This is a genomic window from Paenibacillus sp. BK720 (genome assembly GCF_011761545.1).
GTDB lineage: Bacteria > Bacillota > Bacilli > Paenibacillales > Paenibacillaceae > Pristimantibacillus.
Genome location: NZ_JAASRQ010000001.1, coordinates 555,715 through 579,014, shown reverse-complemented (window position 1 = coordinate 579,014; position 23,300 = coordinate 555,715). Strand labels below are relative to the sequence as shown.

Annotated in this window: 16 protein-coding genes and 1 pseudogene; all 17 read right to left on the bottom strand. The window is 49.5% G+C overall.

Annotated elements, in window-relative coordinates:
- Positions 1–52 precede the first annotated feature (52 nt).
- Entirely contained in the window at positions 53–1,921 is a 1,869-nt protein-coding gene (locus FHT67_RS02470; RefSeq protein ID WP_167195347.1) for an assimilatory sulfite reductase (NADPH) flavoprotein subunit, read from the bottom strand.
- A 325-nt stretch (positions 1,922–2,246) separates the two neighbouring features.
- Complete coding sequence (locus FHT67_RS02465; protein WP_243866877.1) at positions 2,247–3,221, bottom strand: cell wall hydrolase; 975 nt, start codon at positions 3,219–3,221, stop codon at positions 2,247–2,249.
- 310 nt (positions 3,222–3,531) lie between these two features.
- Positions 3,532–5,586: a GxGYxYP domain-containing protein gene (locus FHT67_RS02460; protein ID WP_167195340.1), complete on the bottom strand. Its 2,055-nt coding sequence runs from the start codon at positions 5,584–5,586 to the stop codon at positions 3,532–3,534.
- A 371-nt stretch (positions 5,587–5,957) separates the two neighbouring features.
- Positions 5,958–6,380 carry a hypothetical protein gene (locus FHT67_RS02455; protein WP_167195337.1) on the bottom strand — a complete coding sequence of 141 codons (423 nt, stop codon included), beginning with the start codon at positions 6,378–6,380 and terminating at the stop codon, positions 5,958–5,960.
- Positions 6,381–6,477: 97 nt separating this feature from the next.
- The gene (locus FHT67_RS02450) at positions 6,478–8,229 is read right to left on the bottom strand and encodes a glycoside hydrolase family 2 protein (RefSeq protein ID WP_167195334.1); all 1,752 of its coding nucleotides are present in this window, start codon (positions 8,227–8,229) and stop codon (positions 6,478–6,480) included.
- Between the two features lie 22 nt (positions 8,230–8,251).
- A complete protein-coding gene (locus FHT67_RS02445) occupies positions 8,252–9,151 on the bottom strand; it encodes a carbohydrate ABC transporter permease (RefSeq protein WP_167195331.1) in 900 nt (299 codons plus the stop codon).
- Between the two features lie 18 nt (positions 9,152–9,169).
- Positions 9,170–10,084 carry an ABC transporter permease gene (locus FHT67_RS02440; protein WP_132303565.1) on the bottom strand — a complete coding sequence of 305 codons (915 nt, stop codon included), beginning with the start codon at positions 10,082–10,084 and terminating at the stop codon, positions 9,170–9,172.
- 97 nt (positions 10,085–10,181) lie between these two features.
- Entirely contained in the window at positions 10,182–11,927 is a 1,746-nt protein-coding gene (locus FHT67_RS02435; RefSeq protein WP_132303563.1) for a type 2 periplasmic-binding domain-containing protein, read from the bottom strand.
- 164 nt (positions 11,928–12,091) lie between these two features.
- Positions 12,092–13,045 (bottom strand): glycoside hydrolase family 43 protein, encoded by a 954-nt coding sequence (locus FHT67_RS02430; RefSeq protein WP_167195328.1) that lies wholly within the window; start codon positions 13,043–13,045, stop codon positions 12,092–12,094.
- Between the two features lie 223 nt (positions 13,046–13,268).
- Positions 13,269–14,108, bottom strand: coding sequence for a helix-turn-helix transcriptional regulator (locus FHT67_RS02425; protein ID WP_167195325.1), 840 nt, complete (start codon positions 14,106–14,108; stop codon positions 13,269–13,271).
- Between the two features lie 123 nt (positions 14,109–14,231).
- Positions 14,232–16,025, bottom strand: coding sequence for a sensor histidine kinase (locus tag FHT67_RS02420; protein ID WP_167195322.1), 1,794 nt, complete (start codon positions 16,023–16,025; stop codon positions 14,232–14,234).
- A gap of 31 nt (positions 16,026–16,056) precedes the next feature.
- Complete coding sequence (locus tag FHT67_RS02415) at positions 16,057–17,481, bottom strand: response regulator transcription factor (protein WP_167195319.1); 1,425 nt, start codon at positions 17,479–17,481, stop codon at positions 16,057–16,059.
- A gap of 111 nt (positions 17,482–17,592) precedes the next feature.
- Complete coding sequence (locus tag FHT67_RS02410) at positions 17,593–19,170, bottom strand: extracellular solute-binding protein (protein WP_167195316.1); 1,578 nt, start codon at positions 19,168–19,170, stop codon at positions 17,593–17,595.
- 44 nt (positions 19,171–19,214) lie between these two features.
- Positions 19,215–20,084 (bottom strand): carbohydrate ABC transporter permease, encoded by an 870-nt coding sequence (locus tag FHT67_RS02405; RefSeq protein ID WP_207918088.1) that lies wholly within the window; start codon positions 20,082–20,084, stop codon positions 19,215–19,217.
- A gap of 14 nt (positions 20,085–20,098) precedes the next feature.
- On the bottom strand, positions 20,099–21,049 hold the full coding sequence (locus FHT67_RS02400; RefSeq protein ID WP_132303555.1) for an ABC transporter permease: 951 nt from the start codon (positions 21,047–21,049) through the stop codon (positions 20,099–20,101).
- Positions 21,050–21,176: 127 nt separating this feature from the next.
- Positions 21,177–21,509: pseudogene (locus FHT67_RS02395) on the bottom strand (glycoside hydrolase family 88 protein); the annotation flags it as partial.
- 97 nt (positions 21,510–21,606) lie between these two features.
- The gene (locus FHT67_RS02390) at positions 21,607–23,268 is read right to left on the bottom strand and encodes a type 2 periplasmic-binding domain-containing protein (protein ID WP_167195314.1); all 1,662 of its coding nucleotides are present in this window, start codon (positions 23,266–23,268) and stop codon (positions 21,607–21,609) included.
- Positions 23,269–23,300 lie beyond the last annotated feature (32 nt).

Below are 23,300 nucleotides of genomic sequence, written 5' to 3'. Positions count from 1 at the left end.
CCCATGTTATGGGTCCATACTTATCTATTGCTATGCGCTGCCGGTCGAGCGCCTAGTATACGTCGCGTTGGTAACGTCCTTGCTCTTGCAGAGCGGTCAGGTAAGCTGCCGCATCCTCAGGCGATTTGCCGCCGTATTGGCCGATAATCGACAGGAGCGCGGATTGAACGTCATGAGCCATATGCTTCTCGTCGCCGCACACATAAACATGAGCGCCGCTTTCCAGCCACTTGTACAGCTCAGCGCCATTCTCCAGCATGCGGTGCTGTACGTAAACCTTCTCGTCCGAATCGCGGGAGAATGCTACGTCCAGCTTCGACAATACGCCGTCCTTCAGCATGCGCTGCCAATCCGTCTGATACAGGAAGTCGGTTACGAAGTGACGGTCGCCGTAGAACAGCCAAGTCTGACCGCCGGCACCCGATTCCTCGCGCTCTTCCAGAAATGCGCGGAACGGAGCAACGCCCGTGCCTGGACCAACCATGATGACCGGCGTTTCCGGATTAGCCGGCAGCTTGAAGTTCGGGTTCTGCTGGATAAACACCGGCAGCTTGTCGCCAGGCTGCAGTCGTTCGGATACAAATACCGAGCATACGCCTTTGCGGTCACGGCCATGCGCTTCGTACTCCACCTTGCGGATGGTCAGATGCACTTCTTCCGGATGCGCTTCGATGCTGCTTGCAATCGAATAAAGACGCGGAGGCAGCTTGCGGAGCAGGCTTGCGACATCTGCCGCTTTCAGCGTCCAAGGCGCGTAATCGCGGAGCAGGTCAAGCAGATCGCGTCCGTTCAGATACGCCTTCAGTTCTTCTTTATTTTCCGGTTTAACAAGCTCAGCCAGCTTCGCATTGCCCGAGAAGGCAACGGCTTTTTCCAGCAGCGGCTTCGTTAATACCGTAATTTCGTAATGATGGAGAAGTGCATCGCGGAGCGAGGACGTCTCGCCGGCTTTGCCCGTTACAACCTTCTCATCCGCATTCCAGTTCAGAAGCGCGATGATGTCGTCCACCAATGCCGGATCGTTCTGCGCGTATACGCCAACGGCATCGCCAGGGGCATAAGTCAGACCGGAGCCTTCGAGCGACAGCTCCAAATGGCGCGTCTCGCGGTCGGAGCCTCTGCCATTCAGGTTCAAGCTGTCAAGCACCTCGGCCATAAACGGATTCGAACGGGAATATTCGGACTCGCCCGCTGCTGCCGGAGAAGCCGATACCGCCGCTCCTTGCGGAGCCGCTGCTGCCGATGGCGCCGCGCTAACCGCGCTGCTGACTGCTGCAAGCCAGCCGGCTGCCGCATCTTCGAAATCAACGTCGCAATCCACGCGGTCAACGATACGTTCTGCGCCAAGCTCGGCAAGACGGGAATCGAAATCCGCGCCTGTTTTGCAGAAGAATTCGTACGACGTGTCGCCAAGAGCCAGAACGGAGAATTTCAAGCCTTCCAGCTTGGGAGCGCGTTTGCCATGCAGGAATTCGTAGAACGTTAACGCGTTATCCGGCGGATCACCTTCGCCGTGCGTGCTTGCGAGTATAAACAAATAACCGACTTCTTTTAATTTGTTGGTCTTGAACTGGTTCATCGCCGACAACGTCACGTCAAAGCCTTGTGCTTTCAGCTTTTCGGCCAGACGGCCGGCAAGTCTTTGCGCATTGCCTGTTTGCGATCCGAACAAAATGGTTGCATCCTTAGGACCTTGCGGAACCGCAGGCAACGCAGGTACTGCGGCCAGTGCGGTCACAGGCGCGTCTGCAACAGCCGCTCCTGCGGCAACCGATGCCAGAGCCGTGTTATTGCCCGCGCCGTAAAAAGCCAAATAACCGCTCAGCCATTGCATTTGGGATCCTGTTAAAGTTGGGAGCAGCTTGTTAAGCAGTTCTGCCTGCTCGCCCGTAAACGGACTATTCGTCACTTGAAGTTGCAAACAACATCCACCTCACATCAATCTATAAAATCCGACTTCGACACTCTGTTTTTTACTATACTTAATACTAACGCAGGCTTTCGCAAGGTTCAATGCGTTCGTCGAAAAATGTCTATAAGATATTCTGTAATATTAATCACTTTTATTTATAAAGCTGCGAATCCGGACGAATACGGCTTAATTTTTCCCTATTTATGGCTGTATAATGCTTTTTGACCTCTTGCAGCCGGAGCAACCGGGAAGTTTCATACCATTACGTGCAGGTGTAAAAATGATTATAAAAAATGCACCTCATTAAATGAGATGCATCGAGTATCTTATCTTTTTATCTTGCGAAGTTATGTCCGCCAATCCGGGCTACAACCTCGAGGTTGCTCCAGAACGCCCCTCTGGTGACGTTCGGATTATAGAAATAAACGGCATCGTATACGTTATTTCTCCCGTTCAAGGCATCCTTCGCTGCGCGAAGCGCGCTGGCGTTCGGCTTGCTCTTGTCTAGCAGCCCGTTGTGGGCTGGCGGGAATTGCTTGCCGGAGTAGATTACATCGTGAATGGAATCCGGAAAACGGGAGTCCTTCACCCGGTTCAGAATAACATTCGCAATGGCAAGCTGTCCTTCGTAGGAGTCTCTGCCCGCTTCGATTTGGGAAATCTTCGCAAGCAGCGTTAAATCGCTTTGCGTAAAAGAGGAAGCCGGATTATCCAGGAACGAAGGGATAATGACTTTTAATTTAGATCCGGGCTTTACCTGATCCTTGCTGTTGAAACCGTTACGCTTGAGCAAAGCTGCGGCGCTGATTCCGTATTCCTTGCTGATCTCGGCAAGACCGTATTCTTCGGTTACGGCCGCGCGGTCCACTTCGGTCAGCTTTGCCGTATTCGAATCGGTATCCCACGACAGATCGGCGTGGAGCACGTCTGCAAGCTGGCGGAGAGTCACATACATTCTGCCATCCTCCATGAATGGCACCGCGTCCATCTTGTAACGGCTGTCGTTGAAATACACGACCGGTACGCCGTTTCCGAATACAACTTCATCGTTATAGGCAGTATCTATTGTAAGTTCTTCATTATTGCTGTCCCAGCTGATCTCGGCGCCAAGCATCGTGGCAATGCGTGCTGCCGGTACATACATTCTGTTCTTTTGCGTAATTATGGAATCTGACAGCTTCGCGTTCTCGCCGTTTACCCGAACCGTTGCGCCCGCTTCTGCCGCAGAAACGCTTGCAAGCGGTCCAGCACTGAGCCAGAGAAGCGCTAAAGCCATTACGCAAGACATGATCTTCACAGATTTTTGCATGCTATGTATGATCATATATACCTCCTTGAATAAATGTAGGTATAAAGCCCTGAACCATTCATGCTCTGGGTAATTGTACCACATGCAAATATGAAGTTTGGATTAACATTTTCACAGAAAAGCTGAAATACGCTTGAAATTTTTTCATTTTTCTCATAAAAGGCCGATTTGTTTCTCATTTATTATTAATTTATACTATTAATAAATAGTTGGTCGTGAAGCAACCATAGGCGGTAGTGCCGGTCGCTCGTAACACGCGGACAAACCAAAGACCTCCGGGGATCCGGAGGTCTTTGGTTATAAATCCAGGTTACTTTTTCTCCGGCAAGCCGTTGGCTTCGCGGATCAGCGAGAAGTATTGGTCGGCGAGGACCACTTGGTACTCAGGGCCAAGCTGAGCCGTTACGCCCGCCAGATCCGTTGGCGTCATGCCCCATGCCAGGATGCCGAGGGAAACGAAGAGCGGCGATTTGCCGTCCCATTTCGCTTTCGCGTCCGCGAGAGCTTTTTTCGTATCGTTCACGGAGCCTACGCCTTGAATGTTGGACGTTGGAACACCGTCTACGATGTCTGCCTTGGTAAAGTTATCCCAGCCGATGAAAAGGCCAGGCACATCGTATTGATCGCGGTACGCCGCATTGTTCGCTTTGCTGAGCGGCAGGTTTTCACCATTCAGGCGGTTAAGCACATAAGGGATGTTCATGCCGGTTTTCTTCAGGTAGTCTTTCGTATTATCCAGATAGTCGGTAAGAGCCTTCTCCGGCCAAGCCGCAGGGTAGAAGTAACCCGCTCCGGAAGGTCCGGCGATAATCTGATCGTTAGCCGTTGCCGTGCCATAGAAGTAGTTCAGCATGGCAGGAGCGGCATCGTACAGCAGCGGGCTTGAAGTCCAGTTGATCGGCACCTGGCCGCGTTTTGGATCATCCCACAAATTCCGCAGTCTATGCTGGTTGTATTGCAGGTTGTCGCCTTCGCTGAAGGTATACGTGACGTAAATCTTGTTATCCAGCTTCACCGGCTTCGGAGCCTTAGGCTTCGAGAATTCCGGCTTCGTGCCGGAGAATACGGTCATATTGCTGAACCAGTCCGCCGCGAGGACGTATACGCCATGATTCGAAGCGACCTCAACGCCGCTGAACTCGCCTTGGAAATCGTTGCTGAACCATCCGAGGTACGGTGTTCCCGGCTTCACATCGGACAGGATTTTCTCGAACAGCTCCTTCTCCGCAGGATCGTTGGAATCCAGCCAGAAGACCATTGCTTTATTGGCTACCGCGTAATCGCGCAGGTAACCGTATGGCTCCTTCGTCAGGGAAGAGAACGGCTGATCGTTGGTTGCGCTCACCTTGTACTCATTCCACATCTCAACCGACATGGTCAAAGCTTTTGTGCCTGCGGGCGCCGTGAACTTATACGTGAAATAGTTGCCGCCATCCGCAAAACGGTGGCCGCCGCTGCCCGAGGATACCTGAGAGCCTTGCGGATCGTACAGGTAAGGCTTCTCTGCATCCGTACCCGGCAGGAAGTGAGCAATCTCTACTCCGTCGGCCTTCACCGAAATTTCGTGAACCGCCGATCCCCAGCCATCCTGGGTGAAAGCGTCCCCGAACTTCACGTACACATCAGGCTTCGCCAAGAAGGACGACAGGTCGAGATCATACACTTTGCGGTTCTTCGCATCGCGCTCTTCCGTCTGCTCCTGCGCTACAACCTTGTAAGTATCCGGCTGATTCGCCGGCGGACGAGCGGATACTTCCGGGCTCAAGCCAACCAGCATCCGGTGGCTCGTTTCCTTCCACAAATTCTCGTACTCCCATGTATAAGCATCTACGCGATCTTTGAATTTGCCTTGAAGATCCTCGATGACCTTGAAGTTATACGGCGCGGCTTCCAGCTTTGCGGCCAGCTCGGGGCTTACGGCCACGCCGTCGCGAAGTCCCGCCAGCGTTGTTGCCACGTTTACGGAATCCGGTACGTTAGGATCATAGATAATGATACCTTTTACTTCTTTTTGGAACTTTTTCAAAAGATCGAAATGATCGTCGCGTACTTTATAGTCGACGTCCAGATCGTTCAGCCATTTGAACTTGCCTTCTTCCTTGCTCTCCAGCAGGTAGATGCGGGGCTCTTTACGGTTGACGATCCCCTGCAGGGTAGACAGCATAAGCTTCACATCGCCCGGAGCGTCATAAATGTCGGCAACCTCCAGCTGCTTGGGCTGCTTGAAGGTCGGAAGCTGTTGTTTGTCCGGCCATGAAATGGCGGATCCTTGTGCAGCCGGCTGCGGATCGGCATACGATCCTGCCGCCGTGAAAGACAGCGTACTGACAATTGCTAGACTGATTGCCGTTAACTTTCGAATCATGTTCTCACACCTCTTATGGTTTAATTAGTGATGCTGCAAATTCGAAAACGAAACGCTGGCTTCCCACCTCCTAGCCGTGCATCATAGCTGTGGCCTTCATACAAGACATATTATATATATTGTATATATCATTTCAATAACTTCGACAAAAATTACCAAATAAATAGTTCTTCTCGTCTGCCTTAAGGTCTAAAGTAGGAGACCATTGCTTTCGCAACCCATCAAAAAAAGACTTCCGGAATACCGGAAGTCTTACTCGGTTAGAGCTACTTATTCTCCTTGATTACCTGTTCAGTCAACCCTGTTATAGCTGCTTCATCTAATTTGTTATACTCCATCGTAATTGAACCTTCCCTGCCGTTAAATACCAGCTAGTCACGGTCGCCTGCAGCTGCTCTCTGAACCTGCTCACCGTCAATTACAATATCCTGACTATCATCCAAATCGGACTCGAAACTATTATAGGTTATTGTTATGAACGTTTCACCTTGATAGGGTCCGTATAAGATATCCTTATTTGCTTTCTGTTCATCTGCCAGTTTAACCAGCTTGCCTTTATGATTGGTGTAAGCAACAAGAATCTCATGCTTGTCCCCAATAGCATTTCCCTTCTCATCCATTGGTGGACTAACGTGCTGAACATAAGTGGCTTCATAGCCATTCAGCTTGGGGATTTTAAATGTAAGATTGGATTGCTCAATCTTTTCCTGGGCTCTAGCAAGCCCGTTAGCGGAGCTCTGACATCCGGCTAGCAGCAGCAAGCACGCACAGAAGAACATACCTAACTTTTTCATATGATCACCTCGCTGTTACTTATTAAAGAGTCTCCCTCCCTATTCCTCCTTATAATCGGGAAAAAGACTTCCGTTTACCGGAAGCCTCCTGCATTCATCAGTCCTCTATCGCCGCCTTGCGGCTATTAATACGGCGGATCAGCTCGGGGTCGAACTTGGCCCGTCTGTCGTACGTATACAAGCCGTTTACTTCCTGCTCCACGTCGTACAGCTGCGTATAGCAGAAACCGAACATCTTAGGATGGTCCAGCAGCGTATCCGTCAGATCCGCATAACGGGCAATGAACGCCTCCTCCGATACCGGACGGTCGCCGTAACCCCACGACTTCTCGTCCTTCTGTTCCGGATTCCACCAGATCCCGCCGTATTCGCTGACGAAATAAGGCTGGCCTTCATACTGCTGCCTCTTAGGGAACGTATTAAACACTTCGCCGCCGTTTTTCATCGGCTCGTATCTCGCCTTAAACGTCTCCGGATTCTGGTCGTAATCATGGACGTCGAATATATCCGTGACGACATGGAAATTGCCGCTAGTATCGATAACCGGACGCGTCGGGTCCATCCGCTTCGTCACCTCGTAGACGATGCGGAGCACCTCGTTATTTTGCTTGGTCCCGTCCTTATCCCAAGTCTCGTTAAACGGACACCAGCCAATGAGCGCCGGATGGTTGAAATCCCGTTCCATTCCTTCCAGCCATTCCGGCAAAAAGCCGGCCAGCCCCTCCGAAGTCGTGATGTCCAGTCCCCAGTTGGCATGCTCGCCCCATACCAGGTAACCAAGCTTATCCGCCCAATACAGGAAACGGGGCTCGAATATTTTCTCATGCAGCCTTGCGCCGTTAAAACCAAGCTCCATCGAGATCTCGATATCCTTGCGAAGATCCTCGTCGCTTGGAGCCGTATAGACGCCATCCGGGTAAAAGCCCTGATCCAGCACAAGCCGTTGGAATACGGAATTGCCGTTAATGCGGAATGCCATGCCGTCCAGCTTCACGCAGCGAAGCCCAAAATACGATCGGACCGTATCAAGCGTCTGCCCGTCCCGAACCAGACTGATCTCCAGATCGTACAATTGCGGATTGCCCGGCTCCCAAAGATGAACCTCCGATAATGGGAGCGTAAGCCGCGCCGACGGACCGGATACCGTCCCACTCGCCGAACCGGCCGTTGCCCCATCGTACGATGCGTTCACAGCCAGCGTTGTGCCTACCTGAACCCCGCTTCCGCCAAGCTGCAGCTCCAGATGCGCGCAAGCGTTATCCGGATCTGGGACAAGCTTCATCCCTGCCAAATAAGTCTCCGGAACCCGTTCCAGCCAGACTGTCTGCCAAATGCCCGTTGTACGGGTATAATCGCAGCCCGAAGAGAAGTAGCCACCGCATTGCTTGCCACGCGGCTGACGCCCCGAGCGCTGATCATCTACCGCATATACGGTAATCACATTGCTGCCCGCCGACACCGCGAACGTAACATCAAAGCTGAAGGAGGAATAACCGCCTCGGTGCCTGCCTACCGCCGTACCGTTTACCCATACTTCCGCTTCGTAATCCACAGCGCCAAAGTGAAGCAGAATCCGCCCGCCGTTTGCCCATTCATCCGGAAGTGTAATTTCTCTCTTGTACCAGACCGCCGCCATAAAATCCTTGTATTCTACGCCCGAGAGCCTGCTCTCCGGGCAGAACGGGACGGTAATCGTACCGGAGAGCTCAAAGCCGGGTTCCTGGAACCCGCGCTCCTTGCCGCTTTTGCCGTGGTCGATCTCGAACTGCCACTGTCCGTTCAGATTGATCCAATCAGGCCGAACCCACTGGGGACGCGGATATTCGGGACGGGGAATCGTAAGTTTCATAAGTTAGCAAGCTCCTTTGCAATTAGCCTTTAATCGAACCGACATAGACGCCTTTAACAAAGTATTTCTGCAGGAACGGATACACCATTAGAATCGGCAAGGTGGAAAATACGATCGCGCAATACTTCACCAATTCCCGGAAAGCGGTCGCGCTGGATGCGCTGTCGATCACAACGCCGCCGGCGCTGCCCTGAGTCGTAGCCGTGGAATCGTTCGCGACCAGAATTTCCTTCAATAATAGCTGCAGCGGGAACTGATCCCGGTCCTTCAGCAGCACCATCGCGTTAAACCAGGAGTTCCAGTTGCCCACGAGATAATAGAGGAAAATAACGGCGAGCGTCGCCTTGGACAGCGGCAGAATAACGTTCACGAGCAGCTTCAGCTGGCTTGAGCCGTCGATAATCGCCGCCTCCTCCAGCTCGGCCGGAATCGACTGAAAGCCGGTACGAAGCACGATCATATTCCAAGTATTCAGGGCCGTAGGCAGAATCATCGCCCACAGATTGTTGTACAGACCGATATCCTTCATTAATAAGAACCAGGGAATCAATCCGCCGCCGAAAAACATCGTCACGGTAATGATGATCATGATATATTTCTTGAAATACAAATCGCGCCTGGACAGAACAAAAGCGCCCATAATCGTCATGAGCATATTCACCAGCGTTCCAAGCCCTACATACAAAATTGTATTCTTGTAGCCAACCAATAGACTGTTATCCTTGAAAATGAGCTTGTAGCCGTCCATCGTAAGGCCAAGCGGCTTTAACAACACGCCTTTATGCGCGACCAGTCTTGCCGGGTCGCTGACGGAAGCGAAGATGATATGGACGATCGGATACAGGCAGCACATTGTTAATACCGTAAGCAGGACATAGATCATGACATCAAATGCCCTGCTGCTAAGCGAATCATATCTCATCGTAATAGCCTCCCCTTTCTACCATAAGCTCACTTCGGATTTGCGGCTTGCGATTTTGTTCGTTACCCAGAGCAGGGCAAAGTTGACCAACGAGCTGATAAGACCTACGGCCGTCGAATAGCTCAAGCTTGCTTCGCGCAAACCTCTCCGGTAGACATAGGAAGCAATAACGTCGGCTCTATCATAGGTAAGCGGATTGTAGAGAAGGATAATCTTCTCGTAGCTGGACGCCATGATGCCGCCTACCGCGAAGATAAACAGGATGATGATGACCGGGCTAATCTGCGGCAGCGTAATATGCCACATTTTCTTCAGCCTGCCGATTCCGTCCATATCAGCCGCTTCGTACAGCGTTGAATCGATCGAGCTCATGGCGGCGAGATAGATGATGCTGGACCAGCCGATCGTCTGCCAAATGTCGGAGAACGTATAGATTGGCCTGAAGAAACTCGAATACCCGAGCAAGGAGGTGTAATCCTTACCCGTGATCAGCTGGAGCAGCTGGGTAATAACCCCTTCATCCGCCGTAAAAATATGAATCATCCCGCACACGACAACCAAAGAGATAAAATGCGGCATGTAAGTGATCGTCTGGACCAGCTTCTTGAACTTGCCGTCGCGTATTTCGTTAAGCAATAACGCCAATACAATCGGAGCGGTGAAGCCAAAGGCAAGGCCCCATGCGTTAAGAAGCAGCGTATTTTTGACGACTCGCCAGAAGTACGGACCTTCAAAGAAATCGATAAAATGCTTCAATCCGACCCAGTCGCTGTTCGAGAAGCCCAGCAGAGGCTTAAAGTCCTTAAACGCGATTAACAGTCCCCACATCGGCCCATAGCAGAAAATAACAAACCATGCGATGACCGGTACAGCCAGCATATAGACAAACCAATTTTTTTTAACGTCCTTTTTAATGATTTGACCCGTTCTCATGCATCCACCGCCTTATATCCCAGGTAGGGCATCGCCGACTGCGGAGTCCGCAACACGGCCATGCCCGTTCATCTCCTGTGTGAACCTTAACCTGAATTTACCGCGCGTTATACCGGTCAAGCGCAGCCTGATGGATGCTCAGGAACTCGTCAAGCCCCATCTTCTTCGCTTCGCTCAGGAATTTGTCATAGGCATCGACCGGCAGCTGGCCCTTGATGATTTTGGCAAAATATTCATTGCGCAGCGTCGACAGCTGGTTGCCAAGCTCCGCTTCGCGGGAGGCTTCTTCCGTCGTGAACGTGATCGGAGGCATCGCTGCGCTCGTATCCATATTTTCCGTCCAAGTTTTCCGGATATCGCCCGAGTAGCTGCCCTCTGCAACGATCAGCGGGTTGGAGTTATGCTCGTCGCGGATATCCGGCCAGGAGTGCATGCGGTATTTGACAAGAGTAGTCGCCACCGGCTGACCGTCCGGATCCTTGTAAATATAGCTTTCCGGCTGGAAGTAAGGCTTGCCTGTCTCGTCAATCAGATGCACCTTGCCGTATTCGCCGTAGTTCAGAATCTCCCAGCCCTTCTTGCTGTAAGCAAAATCCAGCCATCTCATCGCCGCTTCCACATCGTCGGCTTGAGTCGTAATCGCAGCGGAGCGGCCTGTTCTTTTGAAATTTTTATAGGTGGTAGCCGCCTTGTCGCCGGCATTCAGAACCGGGTTTAAAGCGCCAACGAAGTCGATGTTGTTTTGCTGCTTCCAGTAGCTCCACATCGTATCCGGAGAATCCATCATGACGGCCGTTTTATCCGAAACGGCGCTCGCCATCCGCTGGTTGAAGTCCGCCGTCGCCCAGTCTTTGTTCAGCAGTCCCTCTTTGTTCCATTGCTGCATGGTGGCCAGGTAGTCCTTCGCCTTAGGCTGGGCGGGACCCCATTGCACTTTGCCGTCCGCATCCATAAACGTCCAGTCCCATACGCCGTAAGCGCCGTTAATGATGCCGGTAAAGATCTGGCCGTAAGTCGAACCGTAGTTAAGAGGTTCGCTGTAACCGGCTTCCTTCGCTTTGGTCAGGAACGCATGCCATTCGTCGATCGTATTCGGCACTTCGAGCCCCGTCTTCTCGAGCGCTTCCTTCTTGATCAGCATGCCGAACCACATCCATTCGGAATAAGGAGCGATGCCGTAGAAGCCCAGCAGCTTGCCGTTGTCCGTTACCGTTGTTTTTCTTCTTGTCTCATCGGAGTTGCGCCATTCGCTATAGTTCGGAGCGTATTTATCCATGTCATCCGTCAAATCCAGGTAAGCGCCGTCTTTAACGCCCGCTTCCATTCCGCCCGGGTAACGTTCCGGTTCGATAATAATGTCCGGCAGCTCGCCCGAGGACATCATCAGCGTAAACGCGTCAGCTTCTTGGCCAACCGGCGGCGTAATGAAATTCACCTTGATGCCGGTTAATTTTTCAACCTGCTTCTGTACGACCTGATTATTCATATCCGGAATTTGCGAATCGGCCGGCAGCCACACGTCGAGCGTGACGTCCTTTTTATAAGGGTAAGCTTCATAATGGCTCGGAATTTTCTCGTCGTACAGGTCGCCGAGATAAGTATCGTTTAACGTGTTGTTGACTTCATCCATCTGCTCTTGGGTTGGGGCTTTATTGCCGCGGATGGTTGGGCTGATATCCGAGAAAGCCGTCGTTTCCGCCGGCGCCTGCGAGCTATCTGCTGTTGCGGCCGGATCCGCGGACTCCTTCGAATCATTATTGTTGTTGCTGCAGGCCGCCAGAGCGGAACCGGTCAGTACGGATACAAGCAACAGGTTAAGCAAACGTTTCTTCATCGTTCCCATATTTTTATCCCCCTTAATGTCAACGTTTTCATTTTAAAATAATGGAAATAAAATGATTAAACTCGACCTTTTCAGCATATTCAGGAGCTTTTTCGCCGTTTCATCTCGCAAAAAAACTATTTAGTTACAGAATTGATGTATTAATTGATAAAAAAAGAGGTTGCTTATTCTCCCGACGGAACCTTCAAGTCAATCGCATCCCCGTAAGGCGCTCCAAAATCGGGCGTTCCGTCCGGATGCCAGCCAAACTTCTGAATACGGGTCGCTCGATGCTTGGTCTCTACTCCAGGCGCGTGCAGCGCATGGTAAACCATCCAATCCTCCTGATCATCGGGAGACTTGGTAAAGCTGTTGTGTCCGGTTGCGTACACACCGTTCTCCACGCTTTTCTTAAATACCGGCTGCATCGTTTTCGTCCAGGAACCCGCAGCCATCGGATCGGCCGAATCCTCCATGGTCAGCATCCCCAGCGAATAATCCTCGGACCAAGTCGTGCTGGCCGAATAAATGAGAAACACTTTTCCGTTGCGCTTCAGCATGACGGGGCCCTCATTAATCGCCATGCCGCCTTGCTTCTCCCAATCCAGGGTTGGCGCCGTCAGCAGGGTCTGCTCACCGGTTACGGTCCACGGATTCGTCATCCGCATGATATAAATGGCTGATCCGTAATCCGGGAAGTGACCATAACCGGCGTACAGGAAGTACAGCTCCTCCCCCATCTGAAGAACAGTGCCATCCAGACCGGGTACGGGTGTTTGCAAGGCTCCTTTCCAAACCCATTCGCCTTCAAGCGGATTTGTCTGCTCATTCTCCAGCACGCAAATCCGTCGGGAAACATCCCCTCCTCCGTCATTTGCGGTATAGTAGATATACCATTTGTCATTCAGGAAGTGAATTTCCGGCGCCCACAGATTGCTGCTGTACGGGCCCCCAGCCTCAGGTTTCCAGATGGTTTGTTTGCGTCCCTCTGCAAGTCCGGTCAAACTGGCCGATTGCGTCAGTTCGAGGCAGCTCCCCCGCGTGCACATGTAATAGTAATAACCGTCCGTATGCTTATACACCCATGGATCGCCAGCGTTTGCAACAATAGGGTTGCGGAATGTCTTAGCTTGTGCCATCTACTCTCTCCTTTTCTTGCTCCTTCATGACTGCGCCTTGCATCTCCTATTATCTAGGAGACTCCCCTCGACTTACAATTACGAAAGCGCTTTAATTTTTGTTCAAAAAACGGAATAGCCAAATCGGTTTCGACGGTCGAAAAAAAGCCGTCTGTTGGAGCAATGCCATTAAGATAGACTTCACTTAATGACATTGCTCCAACAGACAGCTACATAAGAATCGTTATTTCATGTTTTGCTTGCGCCATTCGAACGGAGTGACCCCAACCGATTTCACGAAGAAATCATAGAAACGGCTGGAGGAGGTAAAGCCAACCTCGGAGGAAATCGATTCAATGGCTTTATCGGTCTGCCGCAGCAGACGCTTCGCCTCTTCCATGCGCAGGTTAATCATATATTGCTTTGGCGATACGCCTACGATTTCGGTAAACTTCTTGCGCAAATTGCTCTCCGATACGAAATGCTTGGAGGCCAGCTCATGAACCGTAAGCTGACTGTAGAACCTGGCGTGAATTTCCTTCAGTACTTCCTGTACAATCGTCTGATCATTCTTGCCTCCGGCTGACTGGGAAGAAAGGGCTTGATAACGCTGAAACAGGACGATTACCGTCTCCAAAGCGATCCTCATTATAGTGAAGGAATCCATGCTGCTCCGATCCTTCCTCCATTCCTTCTCCAGCTGGCTAAAGCTGATTTCCGCCCAGTGTGTATCTTCCTCGTCGAGCTGAATATGATCAATTCGATTACTATCATAGTCGGCATGAAACAGGAACCGGGATTGCAGCGGGATCCGTTCATGGCTGAAATGAACGGACACCCCTCTCCAAGGCTTCGTGCATACAAAGCCGTGATGCAGCCCGGGAGGAATCAGGATCAGGCTGCCCGCGCTTACCTTTATGTTTTGTTCCGGGGAGCTGTAATAGCCTTCACCATCCAGAACCAAAGTCAATTCGTCATAATCATGAGAATGCGAAATAAAGAGGCCGTCTCCTTCTTCCAAATGAAAGGTATGCGGCTTGAAACGATCGATGCTTACAATAAAGCTTTCATTGCAATGCTCCATCTTCCATCCCCCTTTTGCATTTGCATGCTGCAACTTTTAAACTCTATTAGGAAATTATAGCAATAATTTCAAGAGATGCTCAAGGAAAAGGACAACCGGAAGGTGGACATATCTATTGAGTTTCTACTCCTGTGCCGGAATCTTGACAATTATGGTCGTTCCGCATCCTATTCTGCTAATGATGTCTACTACGCCGTAGCTTTCTCCAAACAGCAGCTTTATCCGGTGATTTATATTCGGCAGACCGATGCTTTTCCCCGACCCTCTATCCGAATGCTCCGTATTCAGCTTCTCCTTCAGCTTCCCAAGCTTTTCCTCATCCATTCCTCTTCCCGAATCCGTTATCGTAAAGCATACGTCTCCATTGTCGTCGAAATGGCCGCTGACTTTAAGCTCTCCACCGGCATCCACTCTCTCAAGCCCGTGGTAAACGGCATTCTCCACAATGGGCTGCAAAATCATTTTGGGTGTCTGCAGGTTTAATAGCTTCTCGTCTATCCGCACTTCCATCGCAAACTTGTTCTCATATCGAATGGAGATAATATTCAAATAGGCCTTAATGCATTCGATTTCCTCGCCGATCCGTACCAGTTCGTCCTCTTTCACGCTGTACCGGAAAATCTTGGACATGCAGGAGGTAATTTGGGCGATTTCCTTACTGCCGTATTCCAGCCCGATGCCGCTGATGCAATTCAAAGTATTATAGAGGAAATGGGGATTGATCTGGCTTTGCAGAGCGGAAAACTCAGCCTGCTTCTTGTTGAGCTCCGATTCGTATAGTCTTGCTTGCGTTCTGATAACATGACTGGACATACTCTCCATTTTGTCAATCATCCGATTAATATCGTAAGCCAACACCCCAACTTCATTCGTCGAACGCACCTTTACTCTAAATCCCTCCAACTTCCCGATTTTCCTCATATCCGCTACAAGGCCCATAACCGGCCGCGTCAAATTGTTCAGAAAGAAATAGCCCAGAATAAAGAGGCTTAGAATGATTCCGACGCCGGCTATAATGCTGTTATGTTTAATCGGGTTCATGTCGGCCGTTAATTCATGTACCGGAATAATGCTGACGATGCTCCATCCGTCGGCTTGCTCCAGACCCTTTTCCTGAACGATAACCTTTTCCCCGTTAATCTTCGTTTTCATTCCGCTTGTCAGATTGTCCCGGTCCGCCGACAGAATATCCTCGAATAACACGCCGCGGAAGCTTGCCTGATTGGAAGCGATGACCTCATTGCTGCTGTTCAGAATATACAAGGCGGAATGAGGCGTAAGCTCCGTGTTTTCGATCAGCTCCTGCAGCTTTTCGATATTGACCATAACGGAACAGTAACCGGTTCTTTGGGAAAAATGAACGCCGCCTATCGATTCGATAATGGGTGCCACATAAAAGAAATACTCATTTCCGGATTTCCCGTCTTTGAACAGATCCGTAAAACTTCCCTTGTCTAAAGCCGTGCTATCGTTTTTATACTTATTGATAAACGCGTTATATTGATTCATGAAAAAGATATCGCCGGTTATCGAATCCACGCTGTAAACCTTTCTGCCTTCATTATCATTAATGACAATGCCGCTTACGTAGGAATTAAAGGCTCTCATATACTCCATTAGGTCGATGACGTAATTGCCGATATCGATATCTCTCGCGTAATCATTGTCCGCCGTTGTAAACTCCTGAATTTTTCTATTGTCTACCGCAATATTCGTGCTGATCTTTATGTCGTTGAACACCGAATCGATCTTTTGGCGCGTCTGCTCAATGATTTTGTTGCCGTAATTGGCAGCACGTGTCTGGGTCAGATTATAAAAGCTGAAATAAAAATAAGCCTCCATAAAGGTAAAGAGGATCACCGTAAATAACACGATAAGGAAGATCTGATGCTTAAGCTTTAGTTTGCTGATCTTCAAGCTGCACACACTCCGATACGTTTTTTAAAAATCAGCATTTTCTGTACTTTGCCGGGGTTATTCCGCATTGCTTCTTGAATACTTTATTGAAATAATAATAATCCATGATTCCTACCTTTAACGCTACTTCCTCGACGGACATTTCCGTATGCTTCAACAGCTCGCAGGCTTTGTTTATCCTGAGTTCCGTGACATATTCCGAGAAGGTTTTCCCCAAATTCTTCTTGAACAACTGGCAGCAATAGACCTGATTAAGGAAAAACTTGGCGGATAAATCCTTCAGGTACAGCTTGGTAGAGTAATGATTATCGATATATTTCACCATCTGAGCGAAATAGGAGCCGATATCGCCTTCACTTGCGCATTGGCGGTTCAACTGCCTGATGTAGAGAAGAACGTCATATAAAAAGCCGCATAAGGACTCAAAATTCTCAAAACGCTCCTTGAGCTCGGCATAATTGAGAAAGCCCAGCTCCATGTCTTTCAGCTCCTCATAAAAGGAAGCCAATAATACGCCGACCACCTGATTCCATAAATAAACAACCTCCCCCATGCCCGCATTATTTTTGCTGAAGTCGTTTTTAAGCCTCCCTATGGTATCTTCCAATGCCTCAAATTGTTTCTCCTGGATCATGACGGAAATGCTATCTATATACGGCTTGACCGTATCCAGCTTTTGTTCGTACTCGAACAGCCCTTTCTCATCCTCATTCAAAAAAACCTTGGAGGCCGCCAGATCCGATTCCTTAATCAGCTTGGCAAGATCCTTGTAATGATTCGAGATGCTGCTGATTCCCGCAGCTTTAATGTCCGTCCCCGCCCATTCAAGCCCCTGCAAGTTCGCCAATTGGCCGCTTTTTAGGATGTACAGCGTTTTCCTTGATCCCAGCTCTATCTCCAAGGTTTGCTCGACATCAAACCTCTTTCTGCCGCAGATTTGATCACGATTCGAATAGACGATAAGCGCGCGATAATAGTCTTCACCCGAAGAAGAATTAAAAAAAGGCGTTAAACGGCTCAATTCATGGTTGTCCGTGGACATTAACGCCTCCAGAATAAGGTTATTGCGATGACTTCTTTTTTTGGCAAAATGGACAGCCAACTTATGTATGAACGATTCCGCAAGCTCAATATCGATAGGCTTCAGGAAATAATCCAGCGCCCCGAATCGTATAGCTTCCTGCGCATAGGCAAACTCGGCGAAACCGCTTACAAATACAAAGTCGGCTTCCACGCCCTTTTTCCTGGTCATCCTCATCAGCTCAAGCCCGGAAATTTCGGGCATTCTAATGTCCGTAACGATCAGATCGGGATTTTCCTCGCATATAAACTCATATGCTTTGTGGACGCTAGTGAACTGACCCGTTATTTCGAATCCGTGTTTACTCCAGTCAAAGGCATTCCTAATCCCTTTAATCGCCCAAGGCTCATCATCCACAATAATGACACTATACATAAGTACCTCCCGATAGGTTCCTGTCGTCATAATCGCAGTCATTCGCTTTATATAGACAAAGGCCTATGGACCCTTAAGTCCATAGGCTTGCCAGCCAGCCAACCCCTTATATCACTTCTTGTTTGCCTGCATCGCTTCGTAAATTTTCGCATTTTCTTCCATGACAGCCTTGCCGCCAGCTGCCATATACTCGTCCACAAGCTTGTCGTATAAGCTGTCGAAATCGGAAGGCTTGCATACAATCAGTTTATCGGTCATTTGTTTGTTCATATCCCCAAGCGTTTTGCCGAACTTGATGTTGGCATCATTTGGCGTATCGTAGAAGAAGGCGGTGTAACCGTCCGTCGTATTGATTTTGTAGGACTGCTCTGCCGTCTCTTCTAATCCGGCATACGAAGCGGAAAGGGCTTTAATATTCTTCTCTTGATCGCCAAGCTCAACGCCGTTTACCACCAGGGTATAGTCGAGGTTTTGCGGACTCGTCTGCATATTGTCGCCGGTTTGCGCGATAACCTGCGGGATTCCGTCAACCGTTTTGTGGTTAACTCCTTCTTCCCCGTATTGCAGGAAAAATAACACCTCGGGGTTCGCCATCCAGTTCAAATATTTAATCGCCAGCTCCGCATTTTTGCTGGATTTTGGTATAAAAACATTTAAGCCGTTTTCATTGTAAATCATTTTTTTGTATTTGCCTTCCTCGTTTTTAAACGTATCGATCGGGATAAAGTTAGCATCCGGCACATTGGCTTTTAGCGGCTCGCTTATATTTTGTCTAAACGCGTAATCCCAGTTCGCGCTGAAAAATCCGACCTTGCCGTTTGTCACGTCCGCGTCCGCCTGCTTTGCCGTCTTATCCAACGCAAAATCGGGGCTGATCAATTTTTCGTTGTACAGCTTGTTGAGGAATTTCAGCGATTCCTTGTTTCCGGGCTTTAACCAGTTCGGAGACGTTACGAAATCCTCCTCCGACTGCTCGCCCCAGAACGATTCGGCCAAATTGCCGGTTCCGTAATTCATGCCGGTCGCCGCCAATCCCCATGGAATAACGCCGTCAACCCCTCCGGGATTTTTGTCTCGGAATGCAACAAGAGTATTATATAACTCATCTCTGTTCGTCGGAACCGGCAGCCCTAATTTGTCCAGCCAATCCTTACGGATGAAACTGCCGATCCAAGCCAGCGATGTTCGTTTTGCGGGGATCGCCATCTGTTTTCCGTTGAATTGCCCGTAAGCAAGAACGGTCTCACCCAGATAATTTTTCAAATCCTGGCCGTACTTTTCAAGCAATTCCTCCAGTGGCATAATCCCGTTAATCTTTGCGTACCGGGATACGGTTGCGCTGTCATAGGTAAAGGAAATATCCGGCGCTTCGCCCGCTGCCATCATGACGTTCAGCTTATCAATCTCCTGCGATCTCGGAACCGGAACAAATTTTACGACCGCATTGTTTGGCTTGCCGAAATGCTCGTTAATATACCTGGTCCAAGTGTTGTTGTTCAAATCCGGCTGGCCTTGTATGCCTCTGTCAAACACCTCCACCGTAAGCGTAACCGGCGAGCCCGAAGAGGCCTTCGTCTCCGTAGAAGTGGATTGGCTCTCTTTATTATTGTTGTTATCGTCGCCGCAGCCAGCCAATCCGCCCGCTAACAGCGTGAGAACGGGCAGTAAAACCAACATTTTTTTGTTCATATTATCAACCTCGCCTTTTCCAATAGTATACTTGCCTCTTTTCTTTAACCTTTAATTGCTCCCGTCATTACGCCGTCAACAAAATATTTCTGAAGCTTCGGGTAAACCAGCAAAATCGGAACGGTAGCGAACATAACGCTTGCAGCTTTCAAAGATTCGGGTACGATAAAAGCCCCCGTGCTGCCTTCGCCTTGCTGCGTATCTAACTGCTGGTTGGCGGTAATGATTTGATAGAGCTTTAATTGCATCGGATACAAATTCTTGTCCGTAATGTAAAACAACGCGTCCTGGAAGCCGTTCCATCTATCAACCGCGTAAAAGAGGCTAAGCGTTGCGATAGAGGGCATGGACAACGGCAGAACCACCTTGAAAAGAATCCCCCATTCGTTGCAGCCGTCGATCGCGGCCGCTTCTTCCAGGCTTTCCGGAAGGGAAGAGAAGAAGGTTTTGAGGATGATCATGTTAAAAACGCTCAAGGCGCCGGGTAAGATCAGACTGCTCACCGTGTTCATCATGTCCAGGTTTTTCACCAGAATATAGCTGGGAATCAGTCCTCCGCTGAAATACATCGTGAACACCATGGCGGTTAACAAAAAATTTCTGCCCATTAATCGTTTCTTCGTAAGCGGATAGGCAGCGCATATCGTTAAAAACATACAACATGCGGTAAATAAAATCGTGAGCACAATGGTATAGCCGAGTGTATAAAGCATGTCGACATCGCTTAGAATCGTTTTATAGGTTTCAAGCGTGAATTCTACCGGCCAAAGCGATACCTTCTGCGAAATGATAGCGTTATTGGAGCTGAGAGAAAGCGCTATCATATACAAGAACGGAACGAGACAGGTTATGGAGACCGCCGTGATGAATAAAATAATCAGAATGTCCACGAGATTTGTTTTTGACTTGTTCAATCCACTCACGCCCTTTACCAAATTCCTTGCTCGCCTATTTTCCTGGAAATATAATTAGCCGACACGAGAAAGATCAGCCCTACAACCGACTGGAACAATCCGACAGCCGTTGCTTGAGAAAAGTCGCCGGACCCGATCCCGATTCGATACACGTAAGTGCTGATCACATCGGAATAGTCGCTGACAAGCGAATTGCCCATGACGAATGGCCGGTCGAACCCAATGGAAACCATTCTTCCGATCTGCAAAATGAGCAGGATAATGATGGTTGGCTTGATGCCCGGCAAGGTGATATGCCAGATTTTGCGCAGCCTGCTGCATCCGTCCATATCCGCTGCCTCGTACAAATCCTTGTTTATTCCGATAATGGCGGCCAAATAAAGGATGGTCCCCCAACCCGCGCTCTGCCAGATTCCGACGGCCACATACATGATCAGCCAGTTTGTTTTGTCGGAGAGAAACTCGATTTTGCCAAGACCAAGGCCGGATAATATCGTATTGGCCATACCGCCGGACGAGAACATCAGGTATACCATGCCGCCGATAATGACCCAGGACAAAAAATGCGGCAGATAAAGAACGGTTTGCGTAAATTTTTTGAATCGCGTAAATCGGAGCTCATTCAACAAAATCGCCAGTATTATGGGGGCCGGGAACCCTGCCGCCAAATCCAGCAGGTTCAAAATGAGCGTATTTTTCAAAGCGCGGTAGAAGCTGTCCTGCTGGAATATAAATTGAAAGACGTCAAATCCAACCCACTCGCTGCCGCTGATGCCTTGAAAAATGTTGTAATCCTGGAAAGCCATTAATACGCCGTAGATCGGCGCATATCTGAATACCGCGATATACGCCATGGGCAGCAGCAAGAGGGCATATAACAAATAATCTCTTTTGATGTTTTGAACGAATCGGTTTTTTCTCCTTAGATTGACCCGCTGGCTATCGCTGCCTAAAACCGCTTTCACTTTTATCAACCCCTCTTTCCGTATAAGGTGAGCTCATGTAAAAAATTATACCTGTTGGGATTTTTAATAAAATGTAATTTATTAAGTGCTGACTTGTAATATATTAAAATAACAAAGAAGCACGCCGTTAACGGCGTGCTTCCTTTCTATTCTCGTTCTCGGTCACAGCGGCAAGTAAAGCTAAAGCAAGCCCTTGCCCCCAGACTTGCTTCCATTTCTTGCCGATGCTCAGATAACCTTCAATATCGTTCATAGCGGCCGTTCCGCCGGATACATTTAATACCCGGCCGCTGCCGCAATGTTGGCAAGCACGCCGTTAAGCGCCTTCTGCGCATACTTGGCGTGCAGCGGATTGTTCTGCGTGACCATCGCGGCGGCTATCCCTGCGGTGGCCGAGACTTCCGCAGGCTTCCGGATAATCGAGCACCGTTCCCCGGAGCCCATCCTCCTTCTGCAGCCTCTAAAGAAAATACGCGGCCATACCAGCACTGCTCCGGGAAAATTTTTCGAGAACCAAAGCCCCCGCTTGCGCAGGGGCTCGTATGGCGTTCTCATGTTTACTTGAATTGACCCGCGTCGATAGCTTTTTGCTTCTCATCCAGGATTTCCTGATAACCGGCATCCAGATAAGTCTTCTTCGCATCCTCATAGACTTTGTCGAATTGATCCTCCGGCGCCAGAGCCACCTTCACGTAAAGCTCCTGGAAGAGCGAGTTCAGATCGGCTTTGTACTCGTTTACTTTCTCGAGCACAACGCTGAACAGCGCATCCGGCGTACGGAATTCCGCTAACTTCTCAAAATTATTCAGCACATCTTCAGCCAGGTGCTCGTAGCCGGGAGGCGACCAGTTTTGCAAGTAGGCTTTGCGCGTTACAGCCGGATCCGTGTATTGCACAACTTCGCTGACGAGTGCGAAATAGTCTTTATTGTTGTTCTGGGACAGTACGGATTCCCCTTTGTAATCCGGATTCTTAACGGCAAGACCGTCTGCATCCAGCGTATAGTTCTGGCCTTCAACACCGTTCTGGAGGTAGAACAGGTTCTTCGGCTGACTCATCCATTCGAGGTACATCCATACAGCGGCACGTTCCTCATCCGTCGATTCATAATTGATACCCATAATCAAGCCGAATGGCCAGTATGCACGGCCTTGCGGCTTATTGCCTTCCGGAACTCCAGCCGTTCCTGGAAGAACAGCAAATTGCGCATCCGGATTGTTCTTCAGTGTAGCGGTCAGCACGTCGGTATTGCTGGCGAGATAAAAGCCGTAAGTGCCTGTTTTGCCTGCAACAAATTCCGCTTTCGTCTTCGCATCGTCATTGCGCAAATAGAATTCTTTATCGATCAGCCCATGATTGTACTGGTAGTTCAGGTTTTTTAGGTATTTCTCCGTTTCCTTCGTAGTCAAGTCCGCTACGCCAAGATCGGAATACAGCGCGCGGTATTTAGGATCAATCGGCCAATCGCGGAAGGCATAGTTGAAGGTATAGTTGTTCTGCAAGAGGGATGCGCCGGCAACGCCAAGTCCAGCCGCCTTCCATTTCTCCAGCATTTCGTTATATTTCTCAAGAGAAGTCAGATCCTCTACTTTCATGCCAACCTTCTCCACCCAATCTTTGCGGATCAGCGTGGTGAAGTTATCGGCTGGCGGACGCTGTGCGAAGAAAAATACGTTTTTGCCGTCTACGACACCGTATTGCTTGATTGTCTCGCTCATATTTTTCCAGTAAGTAGGCGCGTAGTTGGCAATTTCATCGTAGTCCAGCTCCTGCATGACATCCTCGCCGTAGTAGGCAAGCGCTTGTGGCATATCGTAGTGGAAAATAATATCCGGAGCCTTATGCGAAGCAAGCAGCTGCTCATAGTCCGTTACTTCGCTGTTTCTTGTGATCGGTATGAATTTAACGTCGATATTGTATTTATCGCCGAATTCCTTCTGAATCCAGCGCGTATAGTAGTTATCCGATACATTCCAGCCTTCGAAAGCGCGTTCATAGACCGGAATCTGAAGCGTAACTTTCTCCGGGAAGCCTTTCGAATAATCCGGATACTTGCCTGCCGGGCTTTCGCTTGGCGTATTGCCCGCAGTATCGCTTGCGGAAGGAGAAGGTTCGGTAGAGCTCTTTGTATTCGCATTGTTGTTATTCGTGCAGCCCGACAAAATGCCGAGTGCCACAAACAAAGCCATAAATATGGATACCATATTTTTTCTGCTCATTGCTGGTTCCCCCAATCATTCATTTTCGTATT

What these genes read in the sequence shown, in the direction of transcription:
- FHT67_RS02430 (WP_167195328.1), bottom strand. Translation starts at nt 13,045, where the DNA reads ATGGCACAAGCTAAGACATTCCGCAACCCTATTGTTGCAAACGCTGGC.
- FHT67_RS02445 (WP_167195331.1), bottom strand. Translation starts at nt 9,151, where the DNA reads ATGAGATATGATTCGCTTAGCAGCAGGGCATTTGATGTCATGATCTAT.
- FHT67_RS02415 (WP_167195319.1), bottom strand. Translation starts at nt 17,481, where the DNA reads ATGTATAGTGTCATTATTGTGGATGATGAGCCTTGGGCGATTAAAGGG.
- FHT67_RS02425 (WP_167195325.1), bottom strand. Translation starts at nt 14,108, where the DNA reads ATGGAGCATTGCAATGAAAGCTTTATTGTAAGCATCGATCGTTTCAAG.
- FHT67_RS02455 (WP_167195337.1), bottom strand. Translation starts at nt 6,380, where the DNA reads ATGAAAAAGTTAGGTATGTTCTTCTGTGCGTGCTTGCTGCTGCTAGCC.
- FHT67_RS02465 (WP_243866877.1), bottom strand. Translation starts at nt 3,221, where the DNA reads ATGCAAAAATCTGTGAAGATCATGTCTTGCGTAATGGCTTTAGCGCTT.
- FHT67_RS02460 (WP_167195340.1), bottom strand. Translation starts at nt 5,586, where the DNA reads ATGATTCGAAAGTTAACGGCAATCAGTCTAGCAATTGTCAGTACGCTG.
- FHT67_RS02450 (WP_167195334.1), bottom strand. Translation starts at nt 8,229, where the DNA reads ATGAAACTTACGATTCCCCGTCCCGAATATCCGCGTCCCCAGTGGGTT.
- FHT67_RS02435 (WP_132303563.1), bottom strand. Translation starts at nt 11,927, where the DNA reads ATGGGAACGATGAAGAAACGTTTGCTTAACCTGTTGCTTGTATCCGTA.
- FHT67_RS02440 (WP_132303565.1), bottom strand. Translation starts at nt 10,084, where the DNA reads ATGAGAACGGGTCAAATCATTAAAAAGGACGTTAAAAAAAATTGGTTT.
- FHT67_RS02410 (WP_167195316.1), bottom strand. Translation starts at nt 19,170, where the DNA reads ATGAACAAAAAAATGTTGGTTTTACTGCCCGTTCTCACGCTGTTAGCG.
- FHT67_RS02390 (WP_167195314.1), bottom strand. Translation starts at nt 23,268, where the DNA reads ATGAGCAGAAAAAATATGGTATCCATATTTATGGCTTTGTTTGTGGCA.